This window comes from Actinocorallia sp. API 0066 (assembly GCF_020991275.1).
Taxonomy (GTDB): Bacteria; Actinomycetota; Actinomycetes; order Streptosporangiales; family Streptosporangiaceae; genus Actinocorallia.
Genome location: NZ_JAJLQY010000005.1, coordinates 222,557 through 239,802, shown reverse-complemented (window position 1 = coordinate 239,802; position 17,246 = coordinate 222,557). Strand labels below are relative to the sequence as shown.

Sequence of the window (17,246 nt, the reverse complement as noted above, 5' to 3'; positions counted from 1 at the left end):
CACATCACAGATGGGTGCTCAGGAGCGATGACAGGACAGGGCGGATCGGTGATCCACCGTCATTCCGGGTATGTGCTGATCGATCATCTTCTTGAGGTTCCCCTCGACCACGCGGACCCCGGCGGGGAGCAGATCCCGCTCTTCGCCCGCGAGATCGTCGCCGAGTCGCGCGCGCACGACGGGCTGCCGTGGCTGCTGTACCTGCAGGGCGGCCCCGGCCACCGGGCGCCGCGCGGGCTGCCCGCCTGGGTGGAACGGGCCGCGCGCGAGTACCGCGTCGTCCTGCTCGACCAGCGCGGGACGGGCCGCAGCCACCCGCTCACCCGCCAGACCCTCGCCGACGTGCCCGACCCCGCCGCCCGGCTCCGCCTCTTCCGCGCCGACGCGATCGTCAGGGACGCCGAACTCGTCCGCGCCCGGATCACCGGCGGACGGCCCTGGAGCGTCCTCGGGCAGAGCTTCGGCGGCTTCTGCGCGACCACCTACCTGTCGTTCTTCCCCGACGGCCTCAACGAGGTCATCATCACCGGCGGTCTCCCCTCGCTGACGGCGACCGCGGACGACGTCTACAGGGCTGCCTATCCGCGCGTGCTGGAGCACAACGAGAGGTTCTTCGCCCGCTATCCGGGTGATGAGGAACTGGCCCTACGCGTCGCCGAGGTGCTGCGTAAGGAGGACGTCCGGCTACCGTCCGGGGAGCCGCTGACGGTGCGGCGCTTCCAGACGGCGGGCATGGGGTTCGGCACGCACGCCGAGTTCGACGACCTCCACTACCTGCTGGAGGAGGCTTTTGCGGGGCCTTCCACGCTTTCGGAGGTCTTCCTCCGCCGGATCGAGGCGAAGATCTCGTTCGCCGAGCACCCGCTGTACGCGCTCCTGCACGAGCCGATCTACGCGCAGGGCACGGCCACCCGCTGGGCCGCCGAGCGGGTCCGCGCCGAGTTCCCCGAGTTCGACGGCTCCGCGCCGTTCCGCTTCACCGGCGAGATGATCTACCCCTGGCTCTTTGAGGAGGACGCCGCCCTGGCCCCCCTCCGCCCCGCCGCCAAGGCCCTCGCCGCCCACACCGACTGGCCAGCCCTCTACGACCCGGCCGCCCTCGCCCACAACACCGTCCCGGTCGTCGCCGCCATCTACACCCACGACATGTACGTCGATACCGACATGTCCCTCGAAACCGCCGCCCACATCCCCAACCTCCGCCCCTGGCTCACCCCCGACCACGCCCACGACGCCCTCCGCGCCACCCCCACCGTCCTCACCCACCTCCTCACCCTCCTCCACTCCTAACCCCCACCCCCAAGCGCGATCCGAGGCCGTGGTGGTCGGAGCTGGGCGGTGCGGTTGGCTGTCGGGCGTGGGGTGGGAGGTCAGGTGAGGGTGCCGTTGGTGAGGTGGAGGGTTCGGGTGGTTTGGACGGTGGTGAGCATGCGGCGGTCGTGGGTGACGAGGAGGAGGGTGCCCGGGTAGGTGGCGAGGGCGGATTCGAGTTGTTCGATGGCCGGGAGGTCGAGGTGGTTGGTGGGTTCGTCCAGGACCAGGAGGTTGACGCCGCGGGCCTGGAGCAGGGCGAGGGCGGCGCGGGTGCGTTCGCCGGGGGAGAGAGTGGCGGAGGGGCGGGTGACGTGGTGGGCGCGTAGGCCGAACTTCGCGAGCAGGGTGCGGGCGTCGGCGGGCGAGAGGTCGGGGACGTGGGTGCGGAAGGCGTCCAGGAGCGGGGCGCCCGTCTCGAAGAGGCGGCGGGCCTGGTCCACCTCGCCGACGACGACGCCGGGCCCCAGCGAGGCGGTGCCCTCGTCGGGCGCCAGACGGCCCAGGAGCACGGCGAGCAGGGTGGACTTGCCCGAACCGTTCGGCCCGGTGATCGCGATCCGCTCGGCCCAGCCGACCTCCAGCGAGACCGGGCCGAGCGTGAAGCCGCCCCGGCGCACCACGACGCCGCGCGCGGTGGCGGTGACGGCCCCGGAGCGCGGCGCGGCGGCGATCTCCATCCGCAGCTCCCACTCCTTGCGCGGCTCGGCGACCTCGTCCAGCCGTTCGATGGCCCGCTCGGTCTGCCGGGCCTTGGCCGCCTGCTTCTCGCTCGTCTCCGCGCGGTGCCGCTTGCCGATCTTGTCGTTGTCGGGCGCCTTGCGGCGGGTGTTGCGCACGCCCTTGTCCATCCAGTTGCGCTGTAGCTGGGCGCGCTCCTTCAGGGTGTCGAGCTTGTCGGCGTACTCCTCGTACTCGGCGCGCGCGTGCCGCCGCGCGATCTCCCGCTCGGCCAGGTAGGACTCGTAGCCGCCGCCGAACACGTTGATCTGCTGCTGGTGCAGGTCGAGTTCGACGATCCTGGTGACGGTCCTGGCGAGGAACTCGCGGTCGTGGCTGACGAGCACGGTGGCGGCGCGCAGCGACGTGACGAACTTCTCCAGCCGCTCCAGGCCGTCAAGATCGAGGTCGTTGGTGGGTTCGTCGAGGAGGAAGACGTCGTAGCGGCTGAGTAGGAGGCTCGCCAGCCCCGCGCGCGCCGCCTGCCCGCCCGACAGCGACGCCATCTCCTGGTCGAGCCCCACGGCGAGCCCGAGGTCGGCGGCGACCTCCTCGGCCCGCTCGTCGAGATCGGCCCCGCCGAGCGACAGCCACCGCTCCAGGGCCGTCGCGTACTCCTCGTCGGCTCCGGGCGCGCCCGCCCCGAGCCGCTCGGTGGCGGCGTCGAACTCCGCCTGCGCCCGCGCCACGCCGGTGCGCCGCGCGAGGAACGCCCGCACGCTCTCGCCCGGCCTGCGCTCGGGCTCCTGCGGCAGGTACCCGACCGTCGCGTGCGGCGGGTTGACGCGCACGTCGCCCTCCTCGGCGGGCAGTTCGCCCGCCAGCGTCCGAAGCAGCGTGGACTTCCCCGCCCCGTTCGCCCCGACCAGCCCGACGACGTCGCCGGGCGCCACCACGAGGTCGAGCCCGGCGAACAGCGCCCTGTCCCCGTGCCCGGCCGCCAGCCCCTTCACCACGATCGTCGCGCTCATGCCCGGAACGCTACCCGCCCGCCAAAAATCTCGTTGACACCCCTGTGGACAACTCCGCGCGACGGCCCCGCGCCAGGGACGGAGCGGGGCTGATCGGTGCGAAGCGGATGTTCCTACAGGTTCTCTCCGAAGAAGGATTCGAGCCTGTCGAGCGCCTGGTTGACGTACTTGGGCTTGTCGTACAGGTCGTAGTGGCTCGCGCCCGGGACGACAAAGATGTCCTTCCGGTCCGAGCGCGCCCGGTCGAAGAGCTCGAATCCGTCGCGGTAGGAGCCGAACCCGCCGGGCACGTCGCCGACGATGACCTGGAGCGGCTGCGTCAGCAGGACCTCGGCGAGGTGGAAGGCGTCGAAGCCGAACGCCGCCTCAAGCCCGGAGAACCGCAGCTTGTTGGGCGAGTTCGGGCTCTGCCCGCGCGGAGTGCGGTAGTACTCGACGGCGTTGACGATGTCGATGTCGCTGATACCCGCCTTCTCCCGTTCCTCGGTGGAGTTGGGGATGTAGGTGGTGATCTGCGGTTCGGCCCCGCGGGCCTCGGCCGTCCGCTGCCTGCCGATGGCCTCCAGCGCGTCGGTCGCGGCGTGCGGGGTCAGGCCGCCCTCCCGCATGATCCGCCCGTAGTTCGCGGCCACGACGGTGGCGACGGCCCTGAACCGGTGGTCGGTCATCGCGGCGTGCGCGGCGTAGCCTCCGCCGCCGCAGATGCCCAGGACGCCGATGCGGTCCTCGTCGACGTAATCGAGCGTGACGAGGTAGTCGACAGCACACCGGAAGTCCTCGACGCGGGAAGCGGGGTCCTCCAGGTACCTCGGTTCGCCTCCGCTCTCGCCCTGGAAGGACGCGTCGAAGGTCAGCGTCACATATCCCAGCGCGGTGAGCCTTTCGGCGTACAGGCCGGACGTCTGCTCCTTGCAGCTGCTGATCGGGTGGCCGCAGACAATGGCCGGATACTTTTTCTTCGCGTCGAATCCCGCCGGGACGCGAAGGTCCGCCGCCACGTCGGCGGACCGGTTCTTGAAGCGCACGGACTCCATTTTGGTGATCACTCCCCAGGGTGCTCCGGGACGAGGTCGGCCTGCGCTCTGCGCTCATCTATGCAGGTCAAACACACAATCATGCTGTGAAGCCCGCCGGGCGGCACGCGCATGAAGCGTCGTTGAAGACCGCCGTCCCCGTATTCCCGGTTCTTTTGCTGAATTTGTCAGCCGCGATACGCGAACCGTCTCGTCGGCTACGTCATCAACACTCACACACACCTCCATCGCCCACAATGGGCCATTCCTGGACCCCCTTCCGCGAAACGCGTCGAGAAAGGCGTCAGGGCACCAGGCCGAGCCTGCCGGGGCCGCGGCGGCGCACCTCCGCGGCGAGGTCGGCGCCACACGGCACGAACCACTCGGCGCCGAACCCGCGCACCGCCTTGCCGGATGCCCCTCGCGGCGCCTGCCCGACAAGCTGAGCGACAAGTGGACGACCCTGGTCCTCAACGCCCTGCGGGACAGTCCGAGGCGCCACAGCGACCTCTCAAGGCTCTGACCTGCTGAGATTCGCCCCGGCACAGCCGGCCCTTGGTGAAACCACGGTGAAACGGCGAGCGCACGTGGCGTCGGCTGGAGTCAGCCAAGCTCGGCGGGTCGAGTGTGTTCTCGCAGGTCAGCCGTCACCTCTGTCGGCTGACCCCGCTCTGGTGGGTCGCGTGGGACTCGAACCCACAACCTACGGATTAAGGAGGGGGGTTTTCGGTTGTCTGTCACCTAATGCGGCTTATTGCCGAACAGCCCTAGTTCTCCCAGGTCAGACCTTGATTCGCGTGCTCTAGGACTTCGGTCTAGTTCGGAGCCGTGGAGGCTGCTTCGGTCCCCTTCGTGGGGATCGGGTGGGGATTTTGTGGGGCGCTGTCTCAGCGGTTAGAGACCCCCACCCCCGCACGTGGAGTGGGCGGGATGTGACAGGGAGGGTTTGTCGGTCTCAACCTCCTGAGAAGCCTGTAAAATAAAATACCCCCGTGGGGTAATCGACCAAGCATTCATGGCGAACCCCGTCCGGGATCCCTAGCTTCCCCCTGTACGGCCTGGGGTTCTGCCGCTTGGCTGTTCCCCGGTAGATACCCGTAGAGGACCCATGTTGCATCGGAGCAACCATGCAACAAGATCATTATTCCAAGACAAGAATATTTGGCTGACCGTTGACCATGGGACTGTCTACGCCTAGCGTCCTCCGTAGTAGCTAGCCAAAAAGAGAAGGAGACGGACGCGATGGACAACACGAACCCTGCTGTCATCGTGAGCGACTGCAAGGGCGATGACTGCCCGAAGGTGTTCGCCCCTCAGGATGGGATGGTTCCCATTCAGGGATATGTGAGGCCGGACATCACCACGCCGGACGGAGAGGCCGCAATTCAGATCCCGGTCTCGATGATTCTGGAGGCTGCCCGTGTACTTGGAGGGTAGAGAGTGGTCCCGCTACACAGCCGACTTTAAGGAGTCGGCATTCCGGCTTGAACTTCATCAGGTCTACACGATGCCGGATGAGCAAGAGGAGTTCGAGCGCTTTAAAGCGGGAGAGAAGCCCCCTAAGGACCTGCATTACCCATGGCTAGACAAGGTGGCCAATGCGGCTCGGACAGGCCGCACCATTCAGCGGGTTCACGTAGTAGAGCAGCCGCTCTCCGACTATCTGAAGTATGAGTTCGAATGGGGGTATGCCTTCAATGTCAGATCAGGAGAGGACATCCGCATTCTCGATCTCACAGGCAAGCCGAACCCAGGATTGCCAGATCATGACTTCTGGATGTTCGATGAAGAATCAGTCGTGAGAATGCTCTACCGGCCCGACGGAACACAGATAGGCCGGGAACTAATAGGCAAGCCGGACATAGAGATGTACCGGCGCTATCGGGATGTTGCTCTACACGGCGCAGTCCCATTCTTGGAGTACTGGCAAGGAAGTGCTTGAGCCAGAACAGCTAGGGCAGCAGAAGAACGAGCTTGCCCTGTATCTCAGGGATCTACGCAGGCAGGCCGGTCTCACGGGAGACCGGCTATCTGTGCGTTGCGGTATAAGCCAATCTAAGATATCGAAGATCGAGACGGGTAGGGTCCTTCCATCCCTGATGGATGTGGAGCGAATCCTAGGGGCATTGAATGCCCCGGCGGACGTAGTTGAAAAAGTGGTGTCTCTTGCCCGCTTGGCGAATACTGAATTCTCGGGTCTGCGATCTTCTCTTCGAAGGGGTCTGCACCATAGGCAGAGTGAACTAGCTTCAATCGAAGCTGGCGCTTCGAATATCCGGTTCTTCCTGCCGACGATGATTACCGGACTTCTGCACACCCCGGAATATGCTAAGGCAAGCCTTGCTACCATCCCAGGGGATCACTCAAAGGCCATCGCTCGAAGACTTGAGCGTCAGAGCATTCTGTATGACCAAAGTAAGCGGTTCGTGTTTGTGCTTACGGAGGCTGCCTTGCGCTGGCCACTGTGCGAGCCGTCTGTGATGATGGTGCAGCTTGGCAGAATTGCCACGCTGGCAGCGTTGCCGAATATTGAGGTGCGAGTTATTTCCTTTGGTCAAACGCTGCTTCCCGAAGGGCCTCTGAACACCTTCACAGTCTACGACGAATCTCTAGCCACAGCTGAGACGTTCGGCGGTGCAGTCGTCATGAGAGATCCCCGCGACGTTAGCTATCACCTAGAACTGTTCTCGACATTCGAGGGCTACGCCTTGTCTCCTGAGGACTCTCGGGGGTTCTTGATCGCGCTTCAGGAGAAGTTTATTCCGTAACGAGAAACTACTTGGCTTGACGAGATCTCGCTCATAGCTTCGAGGCATGGAGAGAGCACACCTTGAGGAGCTGAGGAAGGCCCTTGAAGGTAAGGGCCTTGAATCGGACCTCATCGAAGGACCCAACGTCACATTCCTGAGGATTGGCCACAGGAACCCTGAGCAACGGCCAGAGGCTGTCACCTGCCGAGAGGCAGAAGGAGAGCTGTTCTTCGTCGGCTCTTTTGGCTCTCTCATTGCTCCGGCGCGGCATATTGAATCGGCTGTGGAGCGGATTGCCCATCGAGTCTCAGCTGAGGTTCCTTAGCCATGGCCGAACTCGCGGAGAGGATCGCAGCAGGAAAGCAAGCAGCCCGAGAGCTTGAAGCTAAATGGCCGGGATGGATCATCCTCTTCGGGGACTATCATCGTGTCTTCTGGGCCTGTGCGTGCTGGATACCCACGGAGGCAGTGAATATCACTGCCGAAAATCCCCAGGACCTAGAGCGGGTCATGAGAGCCGTAGAAGCCCGCCACCCTAAGCGGATAGCTTGGGTGCGCCGATGAATAAGCCAGACCTCGACAAGGCAGTGGAGAAGGCGAAGAAGTCGTTCTTTGACCTCTTTGGCCTCATGATCGCCTACGATCTTGATTTCAAGATACTTATGCTCTTGCTTGAATGGCCTATGCCAGTAGCGGCGGCATACAAGCAATGGGCAGCCGACGTGAACGAGGTGGCGCGTATCCTCGTGTCCCGTGATGGTGTGGAGGATGGCGACAGGCTCTCGGAGGCAGGCAGAGCCCGCTACACCGTGCGAGCCGGGGAAGTCATCGAGAATTAATTGACTATGGAAAGATTTCAGGAGCTGGCCCGAATCCGTCCGAATTTATTTGGCAGCGTTGTTCGTCTGGTGCTGGTGATACCTCCATGCAGATAGAGAATCGCAAATCGTTAACTACTTTACGCAGGTACCTGTGCGAATAGTTTGGTACGACGCTGCCCCACGTTTGCTTATCTTGATGTACCGCGTCGATTGCACGCCAAACCTTAGTCGACCTCTCCATCACTTCAATTGAGGCGTAATAAGAAAGCACATCTAGCTTGGCTTCTACCCGAGTGCACTGCTCGCGATTAAGTTTCGCAGGGTCGGGTGTGTTCACGTAATCATCGGGCAGGGATTCTGGGTCCACGGCCGTCGGTTCGCCGGGTTCAGCCTCATCGCTTTCTTTCGGTAGAGTTCTTCTGATGCAGATCCGCACTTCTTCGGAGAATGAGAAATAGACCTCTCTCTTCTTTTCGATCTCTGCATTTTTCTGCTTGATCACCTCTAGCTCTTTAGTGAGCTCTCGATTTGATTTGCTTTCAGCGATGAGAGCACCAGATGTGCAGAGTGCCACGAGAATCGGTACCACAATTGCTGTCACGATAAGCCAAGCTCGCCCGTTGTGGCTCGTGACATTGGTGGAAGAATCCTCGTCTGAGGAGTCGGTGCGGGGCGTTACGGAATGAAGGGTGTAGTTCACGCCTATAGGACTCGACGAGGGGCGCGCGGGTTCCCGGTGATCTAGATCGGCTTGGCATGGGAAGATGGGCATGCATGCACATTTGTGTGCATATTGGGTCGAAAGCCCTGAGTGTCTCTGTGGGGCCTGAGTCGGCAAGAGGCATGGATGGGTGAGCCTGTGGCTCTCTCAGGCCCTCTGAGGGGTTTCTAGGCAGCTGAGCTTCCCCGGCTAAGCACTTCGCCGGTAGTGGGATCTACGTGGTAGCCGGTTGCACTGTCGTACGTCGCAAACTGACCTACCAGTTCCGGAACCGGACCACGGAGGTTCGCGGGGTGGGGCTGATCTTCACGACCGAGGACGGGAAGCCGATCACGCGAGAGTACATCCGGTGGCGCTGGAACAAGGTCTGTGGGGCCGCCGAGATCAAGCTGACGCCCCATCAGCTTCGTCACACGATCGCAACCCTGCTGATCGGGGATGGGTGGATGTGAAGACGGTCCAGTCGATTTTGGGCCACAGCAAGGCAGCGATCACGCTCGACATGTACACCGACCCCTCTGAGCAGGGACGAGCCAAGGCGCGTAAGGCGCTGGCCCGCCGCCGGATCAAGGCGGCCTGATCCCCACCTAGTGGGGATCGAGTGGGGGCCGAAGCCCCCCTCTTTGATCCGGCCGCAGGTCAGCGGCTTGCAAGTGGGTCGCGTGGGACTCGAACCCACAACCTACGGATTAAAAGTCCGGAGCTCTGCCATTGAGCTAGCGACCCGTCGAGCATCATACCGATCTCGCCTCGGTGGGTGGCAGCGGATTAACCGGGGGCGGTGACAGGGCTCCGGGGGGAGGGGTCAGGCGAGGAAGGCGACGATGTGGCTTTCGGCGGCCTCCTTGGTGACGCCGAGGGTGTGGAGGGGGCCGGAGGGCTCCTCGGACTCCAGGAGGGCGAGGAGGATGTGCTCGGTCCCGATGTAGTTGTGGCCGAGGCGGAGGGCTTCCCTGAACGTCAGCTCCAGGGCCTTCTTGGCGCCCGCGTCGTAGGGGATGAGGGCCGGGGCGTCCGGGACGGCGTCAGGTAGGCGGGCCTCCAGGGCCTCCTTGACGGCGTCGAGGGTGAAGCCCTGTTCCTGAAGCGCGCGCGCGGCGAGCGCCTCCGGCTCGGTGAGGAGGCCGAGCGCGAGGTGGAGCGGCTGGATCTCGGCGTTCCCGGCGCGGTGCGCGACGTTCATGGCCGCGGCCAGGGTGTTCTTCGCGCGCGGGGTGAAGCGTTCGAAGCCCTGGCTCATGTCGAGCGGCTCGTCGCCGGGCTTGACGACAAAGCGCTTCTGGGCCGCCTGCTTGCTTACGCCCATGCTCTTGCCGATCTCGGTCCAGGACGCGCCGGAGCGGCGCGCCTGGTCGACGAAGTGGCCGATGAGGTGGTCGGCGAGTTCGCCGAGGTGATCGGCGGCGATGACGGCGTTGCTCAGCTGCTCCAGCTCGTGCGCGTTGACCTTCTTGATCGCCGCGATGAGGTCGTCCAGCCGGATGGGGTACTCGATCTGCGCAGGTTCGCTCATGTCGTCAACCATAGGTTGACGTCGCCCGATCGTCAACTCAAGGTTGACGGCTCAGATTCCACGGTGGCGGCCGGGCCGGGCGCTGGGATTCGGCGGATCAGGGGAGGGGTACGGGCGGGACGACGGCGTCGCGGGGGGAGTACGGCAATGATGCGAGCGCGGGTCGCTGAGCTGATGGGGCGGGCCAAACGCGATCTTGGGGAACTCGTCGCGTTCCGGTCGGTGGCCGACGCAAGGCAGTTCCCCGAAGAGGAGTGCCTGGAGGCCGCCCGCTGGACGGCGGACGCCTTCACCGAGGCGGGCGTGCCCTGCAAGCTCCGGGAGACGCCGGACGGAAGCCACGCCGTCGTAGGGCACCGGCCGGGCCCGGAAGGTTCACCGACGGTCCTGCTGTACGCCCACTACGACGTCCAGCCTCCCGGCGAGGGCTGGACGAGCGACCCCTGGCGGCTCACAGAGCGGGGCGGCCGCTGGTACGGGCGCGGGGCCGCCGACTGCAAGGGCAACGTGGTGATGCACCTGACGGCCCTCAGGGCGGCCGAGCCCAGGGTCGGCGTGAAGGTCGTCATCGAAGGCAGCGAGGAGCAGGGCACGGGCGGCCTGGAACGCCTCCTGAGGCACGACCCCGAACTCTTCGAGGCGGACGCCGTCGTCGTCGCCGACACGGGCAACACGGCGGTGGGCGTCCCGACGTTCACGACGAGCCTGCGCGGGCGGGCGGGCGTCGTCGTCACCGTCACCACGATGGAGAGCGCGCTGCACTCCGGGACGGTAGGCGGGGCCGCGCCTGACGCGCTCGCCGCGCTCATCCACATGCTGGGGACACTGTGCGACGCCGCGGGCAACACCACGATCCGCGGCCTGAAGTCCGACCAGCGCTGGCACGGCGCGCCCTACCCGCTCGAAAGGTTCCGCCGCGACGCGGGAGTCCTGGACGGCGTCGGGGTGGCGGGCACCGGCACCGTCTCGGACATGCTGTGGGCGCGGCCCGCCCTCACCGTGCTGGGCATCGACTGCCCGCCCGTCGTGGGCAGCACCGCCGCCGTCCAGCCGAGCGCGCGCGCCCGCCTCAACCTGCGCGTCCCGCCGGGGATAGACCCGGGCGCCGCCTGTGACGCGCTGATGGCACACCTGCAGGCGGTCGCGCCGTTCCACGCGAAGGTGGAGATAGAGCCGGAAGGGATCGGGAGTCCCTTCCTGGCCCGTACCGGAGGCCCCGCCTACACGACCATGACGGCGGCCCTGTGCGAGGCGTATGGCAAGAAGGTCGTCACGCGCGGCGAAGGCGGGTCGATCCCGTTGTGTCCCGCCTTGCACCGCGCGTTCCCGAAGGCGGAGATCATGCTCCTCGGGGTCGCGGAACCGGCGTCGCGCATCCACGCCCCCGACGAGAGCGTCGACCCGTCGGAGATCAGGCATCTCGCCGTCGCGGAGGCGCTGTTCCTGCGCGACTACGGCTGAGCGGGCCTCAGTTGGCGTGCAGCGCCTCGTTGAGCCCGCCCCAGGTCCCGGACCGCGGGATGACCTCGACGGCCCCAGACTGCGAATTACGGCGGAACAGGAGCCCGCTGGCGCCGGAGAGGTCGAGCGCCTTGATGATCTTTCCGTCGGGCAGCGTCACCCGGGTCCCGGCCGTGACGTACAGGCCCGCCTCGACGACGGTGTCGTCGCCCAGCGAGATGCCGATGCCGGAGTTGGCGCCCAGCAGGCAGCGCTCGCCGAGCGAGACGACCTGCTTGCCGCCGCCCGACAGGGTGCCCATGATCGACGCGCCGCCGCCGATGTCGCTGCCGTCCCCGACGACGACGCCGGCGCTGATCCGGCCCTCGACCATCGAGGCGCCCAGCGTGCCCGCGTTGAAGTTGATGAAGCCCTCGTGCATGACGGTCGTGCCGGTGGCGAGGTGCGCGCCGAGCCGCACCCGGTCGGCGTCGGCGATCCGCACGCCCGACGGCGCGACGTAGTCCGTCATCCGGGGGAACTTGTCGATGCCGTAGACGGCGAGGTATCCGCCTTCGGCCCGCACAGCCAGCCGCGCCGCTTCGACGCGCTCGGGCAGCACCGGGCCCGCCGACGTCCACGCGACGTTCGCGAGCAGCCCGAAGACGCCGTCGAGGCTGAGGGTGTGCGGCCGGACCAGCCGGGCGCTCAGGAGGTGGAGCCGCAGATAGACGTCGTGCGCGTCCTTCGGGGCGTCCGCGAGCGAGGCGATGGTGGTGCGCACGGCGACGACCTTCACGCCGCGCCGCGCGTCCGCCCTTACGGCGGCCGCCAGGTCGCCCGCCTCCGCGTCTTCAAGGACGACCGTCCCGGCGTCACCGGGGGCGTCGGCAAGGGCGGGGGACGGGAACCAGGTGTCCAGGACGGTGCCGTCATCGGCGATGGTGGCGAGGCCGTCGGCCTGCGCGCCGGAAGAAGTTACAGAGCTCACGGCCCTCAGGGTAGTGAATGCAAGCGCGCGCGCAGCGCGAAGGCCGGCCTCCCCCCGAGGGAGACCGGCCCGCACGGGGTCAGCCGACCTTGATCTCGTAGGACGCGGCGAGCTCGGACACCGCGGCCTCCTTGACGACCTTCAGGCCGCCGACGGCCTCCTTGTCGGCCTTGAGGATGTACGTCTCACGGGTGGGCGGCTGCTTGGGGTCGGTGAAGTCCATGGTGGAGCCGAACCCGCCGTCCCAGGCGCTCTGCGAGCGGTGCGCGGCGATGATGCCGGCCCGGCTGAGGTCCTTGTTCTCACACGCCTTCTTCAGCGCGTCGCCCACGACCACCGCGCCTGTGTAGCCCGCCATGACGCCGTTGTCGAGGCCGTCCTGGGGGAACTTGGCCTTGTAGCCGTCGATGATCTCCTTCATCACCGGGAGGTCGGCGCTGAGCGGGCTGGACGCCTGCATGATGTGGAAGTCGCCGAGGAGGGCGGGGCCCGCAGGGGTGGCGAGGAGTTGCGGCGCGAACGCCGAGTTGCTGCCGAGCAGCGGCACCTTCAGCCCGGTGGCCCCCGCGACGCCCGCGAACGACGCCGTCTGCCTCGGCGCGGTGGACAGGATGACGGCCTTGACGCCCGCCTGCTCCATCGCGGACACCTGCGAGCTCATGTCCGCGTCGGTCGCCTTGACCTTCTGCTCGACGACGCTCATGCCGAGCTTGCCCGCCGCGTACTTGGAGCCCGCCAGGGAGTCGTCGCCGTAGTCGCCCTCGACGTACACGTGGCCGATCTTGTCGCCCGCCTTGAGGCCGCGTTCCTTCACCAGGAAGTCCACGCCGTTGATGACGTCGACCGCGTAGGTGGTGCCCGTCATCTGGATCGAGTCGGCGCCCAGGAGGCTGGGCGCCCAGGCCAGCGCGAGGGTGAGCGGCCCGCCCGCCTCCAGGCGGTCGCGGACGGCGGCGACGGTGGCGGAGCCGATGAACTGGGGCAGCGCCGCCACGCGGGGCTCCAGTTCGGTGTAGGCGGACACTGTCTTCTGCACGTCGTAGCCCATGTCGCGGACTATCGGTTCGATGGTCCTGCCGCAGATGCCGCCTGCGGCGTTCACCTTCTCGTAGTAGAGCTGCCCGGCCTGGCTGATGCTCTTGCCGAGCGGCGCGTAGGGGCCGGTGAGGTCGGTGATCAGCCCTACGGTGATCTTGTCGTCGGTGACACCGGGGCCGTGCTTGACGCCGTCGGCGCCGATGGCCACGCTGCCGTCGACCGCCTTGTCGCTGGCGCACGCGGTGGCCGCGAGCGCCACCAGGGTCACGAGGGTCACGCCGAAGGCGCTCTTGCGGAGACGGAACCTGCTCAAGAGGAGCTCCCTGAGGGGGTGGAGGGGTGATGGGGGAAAGCGCCCGCGAGGCGCCGTCGGACGCGCTGGGCGAGCCCCAGCAGCCCCGCGGGCAGGAACAGCACGACGGCGACGACGACGGAGCCGTAGAGGATCCGCGCCGCCTCCGCCGGGGAGAAGCCGCCGGTGCCGGGCTGGGCGACGAGCGGCAGCGCGTCGCTGTACCGGGTGAGCACCTGCGGTAGCAGCGTGACCAGAGCGGCGCCTACGACAGCGCCGCCGACGGATCCGAGCCCGCCGATGACGATCATGGCCAGGTAGTCGAGGGCGAGCATGATGCCGAAGTACTCGGGGACGGTCCGCTGGAAGGCGAGGGCGAGCATCACCCCTGCGAGCCCCGCGTACATCGACGAAAGCACGAACACCCCGGCGCGGTATTTGGCGACGGGCACCCCCATGACGCCCGCGGCCGTCTCGTGGTCGCGGATGGTGTTCATGGCGAGGCCGGGACGTCCCGCCAGGACGCCCTTGGCGAACCAGCCGGAGGCGAGCAGCACCACGACGGCCAGATACCAGAGCCGCTCCAGCGAGCCGAAGGGCACGCCCAGGACGACCAGCTCAGGGGTGTCGGCGAAAGAGAAGCCGAACAGGGAGAACGGAGGTACGGCCCTGCCGTTGTATCCGCCGGTGACGGGTTCGGCGTTGAACAGCACGTGCTGGCCGAGGAAGATCAGCGCGAAGGTGGCGATGCCGAGGTAGGCGCCCTTGAGCCGTCCCGCGATGGGGCTGAACAGCCCGCCCGCCGCGCCCGCCGCCGCGACGGCGAGGACCGCCGCGAGCGGCGTGGGCAGACCGAAGCCGAGGAGATGGCTTCCGGGCTCGGAGGCGAGCAGGACGTACGTGTAGGCACCTACGGCGAGGAAGAACGCGTGGCCCATGGACAGCTGGCCCGTCGCGCCCGTCAGGAGGTTGAGGCCGATGGCGCCGACGGCGGCTGACATCGCGAACAGCCCGGCCATCAGCCAGAACGCCTCAAGGTAGAACGGGACGACGACGACGGCCAGCGCGGCGGCCGTCCACAGCGCGGGCCTGGCGAGCCGGGAGGCGCGGGGTTCAGACACGGGTCAGCTCCCTCGTCCCGAACAGCCCTGCGGGCCTGAACAGCAGCACGATGATCATCACGAGGAAGGGCGCGACGTCGCCGATGCCCCGGCCCAGGAACGCGAACTCGCCCTGGTAGCCGCTCATCAGCGCCTCGGTGACGCCGATGATGAGCCCGCCCACGAGCGCGCCGGTCGTCGAGTCGAGGCCGCCGAGGATGGCCGCGGGGAACGCCTTGAGCGCGACCAGGCCGGTCGTGCGGTCGAGTCCGGGGGTGGGGAACACCGTCAGGAACAGGGCCGCCACGGCCGCCAGAGCGCCCGCCACGGCCCAGGCGCTCAGCGAGACCCGCCCGAGCCGGACGCCCATCAGCGCGGCCGTCTCGTGGTCCTCAGCGGCCGCGCGCATGGCCACGCCCCAGCCGGTGTGCTTGAACGCGAGCAGGAACGTTCCGATGAGCGCGCCCGCGACGATCAGCGCGACGACCCGGGTCTCGGCGATCGACACCGGGCCGAGGTGGAGCACCGCGTCTCCCCAGGGGTCGCCCATCGCCATGACGCGGGTGCCGATCCTGCGGGTCAGCTCGGTCGCCAGGATGATGTCGACGCCGATCGTCACGATGGCCAGCACGCTGTGGTCGGCGGCACGGGACCGGCGGATCACCGCGAACTCCACGAATGCCCCGGCGAGCGCCGCCCCTGCGGCCCCGGCCAGCAGCGCGGGCAGGAAGCCGATCCTTCCGTGCAGTTCGGCGACGAGGAAGCCGCCGACGAGAAGCAGCGAGGCGTGTGCGAAGTTCACCACCTCGCTCGCCTTGAAGATGATGACGAAGCCCAGCGCGATGAGCGCGTACACGGCGCCCATCGAGACGCCGTTCAGCAGCAGTTCGGCGAAGTGCGTCACGCCGTCTCCTCCTTCCGAAGCGGTTCTTCGGCGCCCAGATAGGCGCGGATGACGGCGGGGTCGCGCCGCACGTCGTCCGGCGCGCCGTCGGCGATGCGCCTGCCGAAGTCCAGGACGGTGACGGCGTCGGCGAGCCGCATGACCATGCCCATGTCGTGTTCGACGAGAAGGAGTGAGATGCCCAGGTCCTCCCGGATCGCGGAGATGAGCCGGGCCATCTCGCGCCGTTCGCCCCCGTTCATCCCGGCCACCGGTTCGTCCAGGAGCAGCAGCCGGGGCTCCATGCACAGGGCGCGTGCCAGCTCGACGCGCTTCTGCACGCCGTAAGGCAGCAGCCCGACCGGCGTGTGCAGCCAGCCCGCGATACCGGTGAACGCGGCTATCTCGGCCACCCGCGCCGCGTGCGCGGCGCGTTCGGCGCGCGCACGGGGCAGCCGCAGCCCGGCCGACACGAAGCCCGCGCGGGTGAGCCGGTGGCGGCCCAGCATGAGGTTGGCCGCCACAGGCAGGTGCCGGGAGAGCGCGATGTTCTGGAACGTGCGCGCGACCCCGAGCGCCGCTATCCGGTGCGTAGGCAGCCGGGTCAGCTCCGCGTCGCCGAAGCGGACGCTGCCCGACGCCGCCCGGTAGACGCCGGAGAGGACGTTGAAGCAGGTGGACTTGCCTGCGCCGTTCGGCCCGATGACCGCGTGGATCGTGCCCGGCTCGACGGTGAAGCTCACCGCGTCGAGCGCGAGCAGCCCGGCGAAGCGCACGGTGACGTCGCGGACCAGGAGGCTGGGGACGGGAGGCGGGGTCATCCGGCCCACCTCGTCAGGACGGGCCGTGGCGCGGCGTCGTCCTCGTCGTCGTCTGGGCCGCCCTCGCCCAGGTAGCGGCGGCGCACCTCGTCGCTGGAGGCCAGCTCGGCGGCGGGCCCGCTCATCGCCACCTCGCCCACTTCGAGCACGTAGGCGTGTGACGCGAGGGCGAGCGCGGTGGCGGCGTTCTGTTCGACCAGAAGCACCGTGGTGCCCTGCGCGTTGATCTCGGTGACCGTCTCGGCGATCTTCTGCTGCATCAGAGGCGCGAGCCCCAGGGTGGGCTCGTCCAACAGCAGCAATGACGGCCTCGCCATAAGGGCGCGGCCGATGGCGAGCATCTGCTGTTCGCCGCCCGAAAGCAGCCCGGCCCGCTGCGCCGCCCGTTCGGCCAGCACAGGGAAGAGGTCGAGTACCCGCTCCCGTGCCTCTGCGGCCGCCTTGCGCCCCGCGCCTCCGAGCGCGCCGGCGCGCAGGTTCTCCGCGACGGTCATCCGCGCGAAGATCCGGCGGCCCTCGGGGGACTGGGTGACGCCCCGGGCGACGACCTCCGCCGCGTCGAGGCCGGACAACCGAGCGCCCGCGTAAGCGATGTCCCCTCCGGTGATGGAGCCTCCGTGGTGGCGGAGCGTCCCGGAGATCGCGCGTAGGAGAGTGCTCTTGCCCGCGCCGTTGGCGCCGAGCACGGCCACGACCGCGCCCCGCGGCGCCTCCAGCGTCACCCCGCGCAGGGCGCTGACCCTGCCGTAAGCGACCTCCAGGTCGTGTACCCGCAGCCCGGCGGGGTCGGGCGGCGGTTTGGCTGCTGCGTCCAATGGTGCTCCCAGGGGTGTGTGACGGCTCACACAAGCCGGACCGGTA

19 protein-coding genes and 1 tRNA gene are annotated in these 17,246 nt (G+C 67.6%); 9 read left to right on the top strand and 11 right to left on the bottom strand.

From position 1 onward, the window contains the following. Nucleotides 1-27 precede the first annotated feature (27 nt). Nucleotides 28-1,290, top strand: a complete 1,263-nt coding sequence (locus LO762_RS14800) for an alpha/beta fold hydrolase (RefSeq protein ID WP_230615347.1) — start codon at nucleotides 28-30, stop codon at nucleotides 1,288-1,290. An 80-nt stretch (nucleotides 1,291-1,370) separates the two neighbouring features. Here the strand turns inward: LO762_RS14800 and LO762_RS14795 are convergent, their stop codons facing one another. Both LO762_RS14795 and LO762_RS14790 read right to left on the bottom strand, forming a co-directional pair. After that, on the bottom strand, nucleotides 1,371-3,002 hold the full coding sequence (locus LO762_RS14795; protein ID WP_230615343.1) for an ABC-F family ATP-binding cassette domain-containing protein: 1,632 nt from the start codon (nucleotides 3,000-3,002) through the stop codon (nucleotides 1,371-1,373). A gap of 113 nt (nucleotides 3,003-3,115) precedes the next feature. After that, the gene (locus tag LO762_RS14790; protein WP_255685938.1) at nucleotides 3,116-4,036 is read right to left on the bottom strand and encodes an alpha/beta hydrolase; all 921 of its coding nucleotides are present in this window, start codon (nucleotides 4,034-4,036) and stop codon (nucleotides 3,116-3,118) included. 1,221 nt (nucleotides 4,037-5,257) lie between these two features. Here LO762_RS14790 and LO762_RS14785 point away from each other — a divergent pair. The 5 genes from LO762_RS14785 to LO762_RS14765 all read left to right on the top strand — a co-directional run bounded on the left by LO762_RS14785 (nucleotide 5,258) and on the right by LO762_RS14765 (nucleotide 7,604). Next, nucleotides 5,258-5,452 carry a hypothetical protein gene (locus LO762_RS14785; RefSeq protein ID WP_230615340.1) on the top strand — a complete coding sequence of 65 codons (195 nt, stop codon included), beginning with the start codon at nucleotides 5,258-5,260 and terminating at the stop codon, nucleotides 5,450-5,452. Continuing rightward, nucleotides 5,436-5,957: a DUF6879 family protein gene (locus LO762_RS14780; RefSeq protein ID WP_230615338.1), complete on the top strand. Its 522-nt coding sequence runs from the start codon at nucleotides 5,436-5,438 to the stop codon at nucleotides 5,955-5,957. The genes LO762_RS14785 and LO762_RS14780 overlap by 17 nt, the downstream gene beginning before the upstream one ends. Next, complete coding sequence (locus LO762_RS14775) at nucleotides 5,950-6,783, top strand: helix-turn-helix transcriptional regulator (RefSeq protein WP_230615335.1); 834 nt, start codon at nucleotides 5,950-5,952, stop codon at nucleotides 6,781-6,783. The genes LO762_RS14780 and LO762_RS14775 overlap by 8 nt, the downstream gene beginning before the upstream one ends. Nucleotides 6,784-6,829: 46 nt before the next feature. Further along, nucleotides 6,830-7,090, top strand: a complete 261-nt coding sequence (locus LO762_RS14770; RefSeq protein ID WP_230615332.1) for a hypothetical protein — start codon at nucleotides 6,830-6,832, stop codon at nucleotides 7,088-7,090. A gap of 235 nt (nucleotides 7,091-7,325) precedes the next feature. Then, nucleotides 7,326-7,604, top strand: a complete 279-nt coding sequence (locus tag LO762_RS14765; protein WP_230615329.1) for a hypothetical protein — start codon at nucleotides 7,326-7,328, stop codon at nucleotides 7,602-7,604. A gap of 4 nt (nucleotides 7,605-7,608) precedes the next feature. On the opposite strand, the gene LO762_RS14760 is transcribed toward LO762_RS14765, so the two are convergent. Further along, nucleotides 7,609-8,286, bottom strand: a complete 678-nt coding sequence (locus LO762_RS14760) for a hypothetical protein (protein WP_230615327.1) — start codon at nucleotides 8,284-8,286, stop codon at nucleotides 7,609-7,611. Nucleotides 8,287-8,525: 239 nt separating this feature from the next. Between LO762_RS14760 and LO762_RS14755 the strand changes: the two genes are divergently transcribed. After that, nucleotides 8,526-8,759, top strand: a complete 234-nt coding sequence (locus LO762_RS14755; protein ID WP_374201559.1) for a tyrosine-type recombinase/integrase — start codon at nucleotides 8,526-8,528, stop codon at nucleotides 8,757-8,759. Beyond that, the gene (locus LO762_RS32560) at nucleotides 8,756-8,887 is read left to right on the top strand and encodes a hypothetical protein (RefSeq protein ID WP_255685936.1); all 132 of its coding nucleotides are present in this window, start codon (nucleotides 8,756-8,758) and stop codon (nucleotides 8,885-8,887) included. Before LO762_RS14755 ends, LO762_RS32560 begins: the two co-directional genes overlap by 4 nt. A 74-nt stretch (nucleotides 8,888-8,961) precedes the next feature. Here LO762_RS32560 and LO762_RS14750 read toward each other — a convergent pair. Then, nucleotides 8,962-9,033: transfer RNA gene (locus LO762_RS14750), tRNA-Lys, on the bottom strand. Between the two features lie 79 nt (nucleotides 9,034-9,112). Then, nucleotides 9,113-9,820, bottom strand: a complete 708-nt coding sequence (locus LO762_RS14745; protein WP_230615323.1) for a Clp protease N-terminal domain-containing protein — start codon at nucleotides 9,818-9,820, stop codon at nucleotides 9,113-9,115. A 147-nt stretch (nucleotides 9,821-9,967) separates the two neighbouring features. Between LO762_RS14745 and LO762_RS14740 the strand changes: the two genes are divergently transcribed. Further along, complete coding sequence (locus LO762_RS14740) at nucleotides 9,968-11,281, top strand: dipeptidase (RefSeq protein ID WP_230615321.1); 1,314 nt, start codon at nucleotides 9,968-9,970, stop codon at nucleotides 11,279-11,281. Nucleotides 11,282-11,288: 7 nt separating this feature from the next. Here the strand turns inward: LO762_RS14740 and dapD are convergent, their stop codons facing one another. The 6 genes from dapD to LO762_RS14710 form a co-directional block, all read right to left on the bottom strand. After that, the gene (gene dapD / locus LO762_RS14735; RefSeq protein WP_230615319.1) at nucleotides 11,289-12,251 is read right to left on the bottom strand and encodes a 2,3,4,5-tetrahydropyridine-2,6-dicarboxylate N-succinyltransferase; all 963 of its coding nucleotides are present in this window, start codon (nucleotides 12,249-12,251) and stop codon (nucleotides 11,289-11,291) included. A gap of 79 nt (nucleotides 12,252-12,330) precedes the next feature. Further along, nucleotides 12,331-13,602, bottom strand: a complete 1,272-nt coding sequence (locus tag LO762_RS14730) for an ABC transporter substrate-binding protein (RefSeq protein WP_230615317.1) — start codon at nucleotides 13,600-13,602, stop codon at nucleotides 12,331-12,333. Next, the gene (locus LO762_RS14725) at nucleotides 13,599-14,702 is read right to left on the bottom strand and encodes a branched-chain amino acid ABC transporter permease (RefSeq protein ID WP_230615315.1); all 1,104 of its coding nucleotides are present in this window, start codon (nucleotides 14,700-14,702) and stop codon (nucleotides 13,599-13,601) included. The genes LO762_RS14730 and LO762_RS14725 overlap by 4 nt, the downstream gene beginning before the upstream one ends. After that, a complete protein-coding gene (locus LO762_RS14720) occupies nucleotides 14,695-15,585 on the bottom strand; it encodes a branched-chain amino acid ABC transporter permease (protein WP_230615313.1) in 891 nt (296 codons plus the stop codon). The genes LO762_RS14725 and LO762_RS14720 overlap by 8 nt, the downstream gene beginning before the upstream one ends. Next, entirely contained in the window at nucleotides 15,582-16,385 is an 804-nt protein-coding gene (locus tag LO762_RS14715) for an ABC transporter ATP-binding protein (RefSeq protein ID WP_230615311.1), read from the bottom strand. Before LO762_RS14715 ends, LO762_RS14720 begins: the two co-directional genes overlap by 4 nt. After that, entirely contained in the window at nucleotides 16,382-17,200 is an 819-nt protein-coding gene (locus tag LO762_RS14710; RefSeq protein WP_230615309.1) for an ABC transporter ATP-binding protein, read from the bottom strand. The genes LO762_RS14715 and LO762_RS14710 overlap by 4 nt, the downstream gene beginning before the upstream one ends. Between the last annotated feature and the right edge of the window lie 46 nt (nucleotides 17,201-17,246).

Coding starts and splice junctions, on each gene's coding strand:
- LO762_RS14745 (WP_230615323.1), bottom strand. CDS start 9,820: ATGAGCGAACCTGCGCAGATCGAGTACCCCATCCGGCTGGACGACCTC.
- LO762_RS14770 (WP_230615332.1), top strand. CDS start 6,830: ATGGAGAGAGCACACCTTGAGGAGCTGAGGAAGGCCCTTGAAGGTAAG.
- LO762_RS14715 (WP_230615311.1), bottom strand. CDS start 16,385: ATGACCCCGCCTCCCGTCCCCAGCCTCCTGGTCCGCGACGTCACCGTG.
- LO762_RS14790 (WP_255685938.1), bottom strand. CDS start 4,036: ATGGAGTCCGTGCGCTTCAAGAACCGGTCCGCCGACGTGGCGGCGGAC.
- LO762_RS14800 (WP_230615347.1), top strand. CDS start 28: ATGACAGGACAGGGCGGATCGGTGATCCACCGTCATTCCGGGTATGTG.
- LO762_RS14765 (WP_230615329.1), top strand. CDS start 7,326: ATGAATAAGCCAGACCTCGACAAGGCAGTGGAGAAGGCGAAGAAGTCG.
- LO762_RS14785 (WP_230615340.1), top strand. CDS start 5,258: ATGGACAACACGAACCCTGCTGTCATCGTGAGCGACTGCAAGGGCGAT.
- LO762_RS14795 (WP_230615343.1), bottom strand. CDS start 3,002: ATGAGCGCGACGATCGTGGTGAAGGGGCTGGCGGCCGGGCACGGGGAC.
- LO762_RS14740 (WP_230615321.1), top strand. CDS start 9,968: ATGATGCGAGCGCGGGTCGCTGAGCTGATGGGGCGGGCCAAACGCGAT.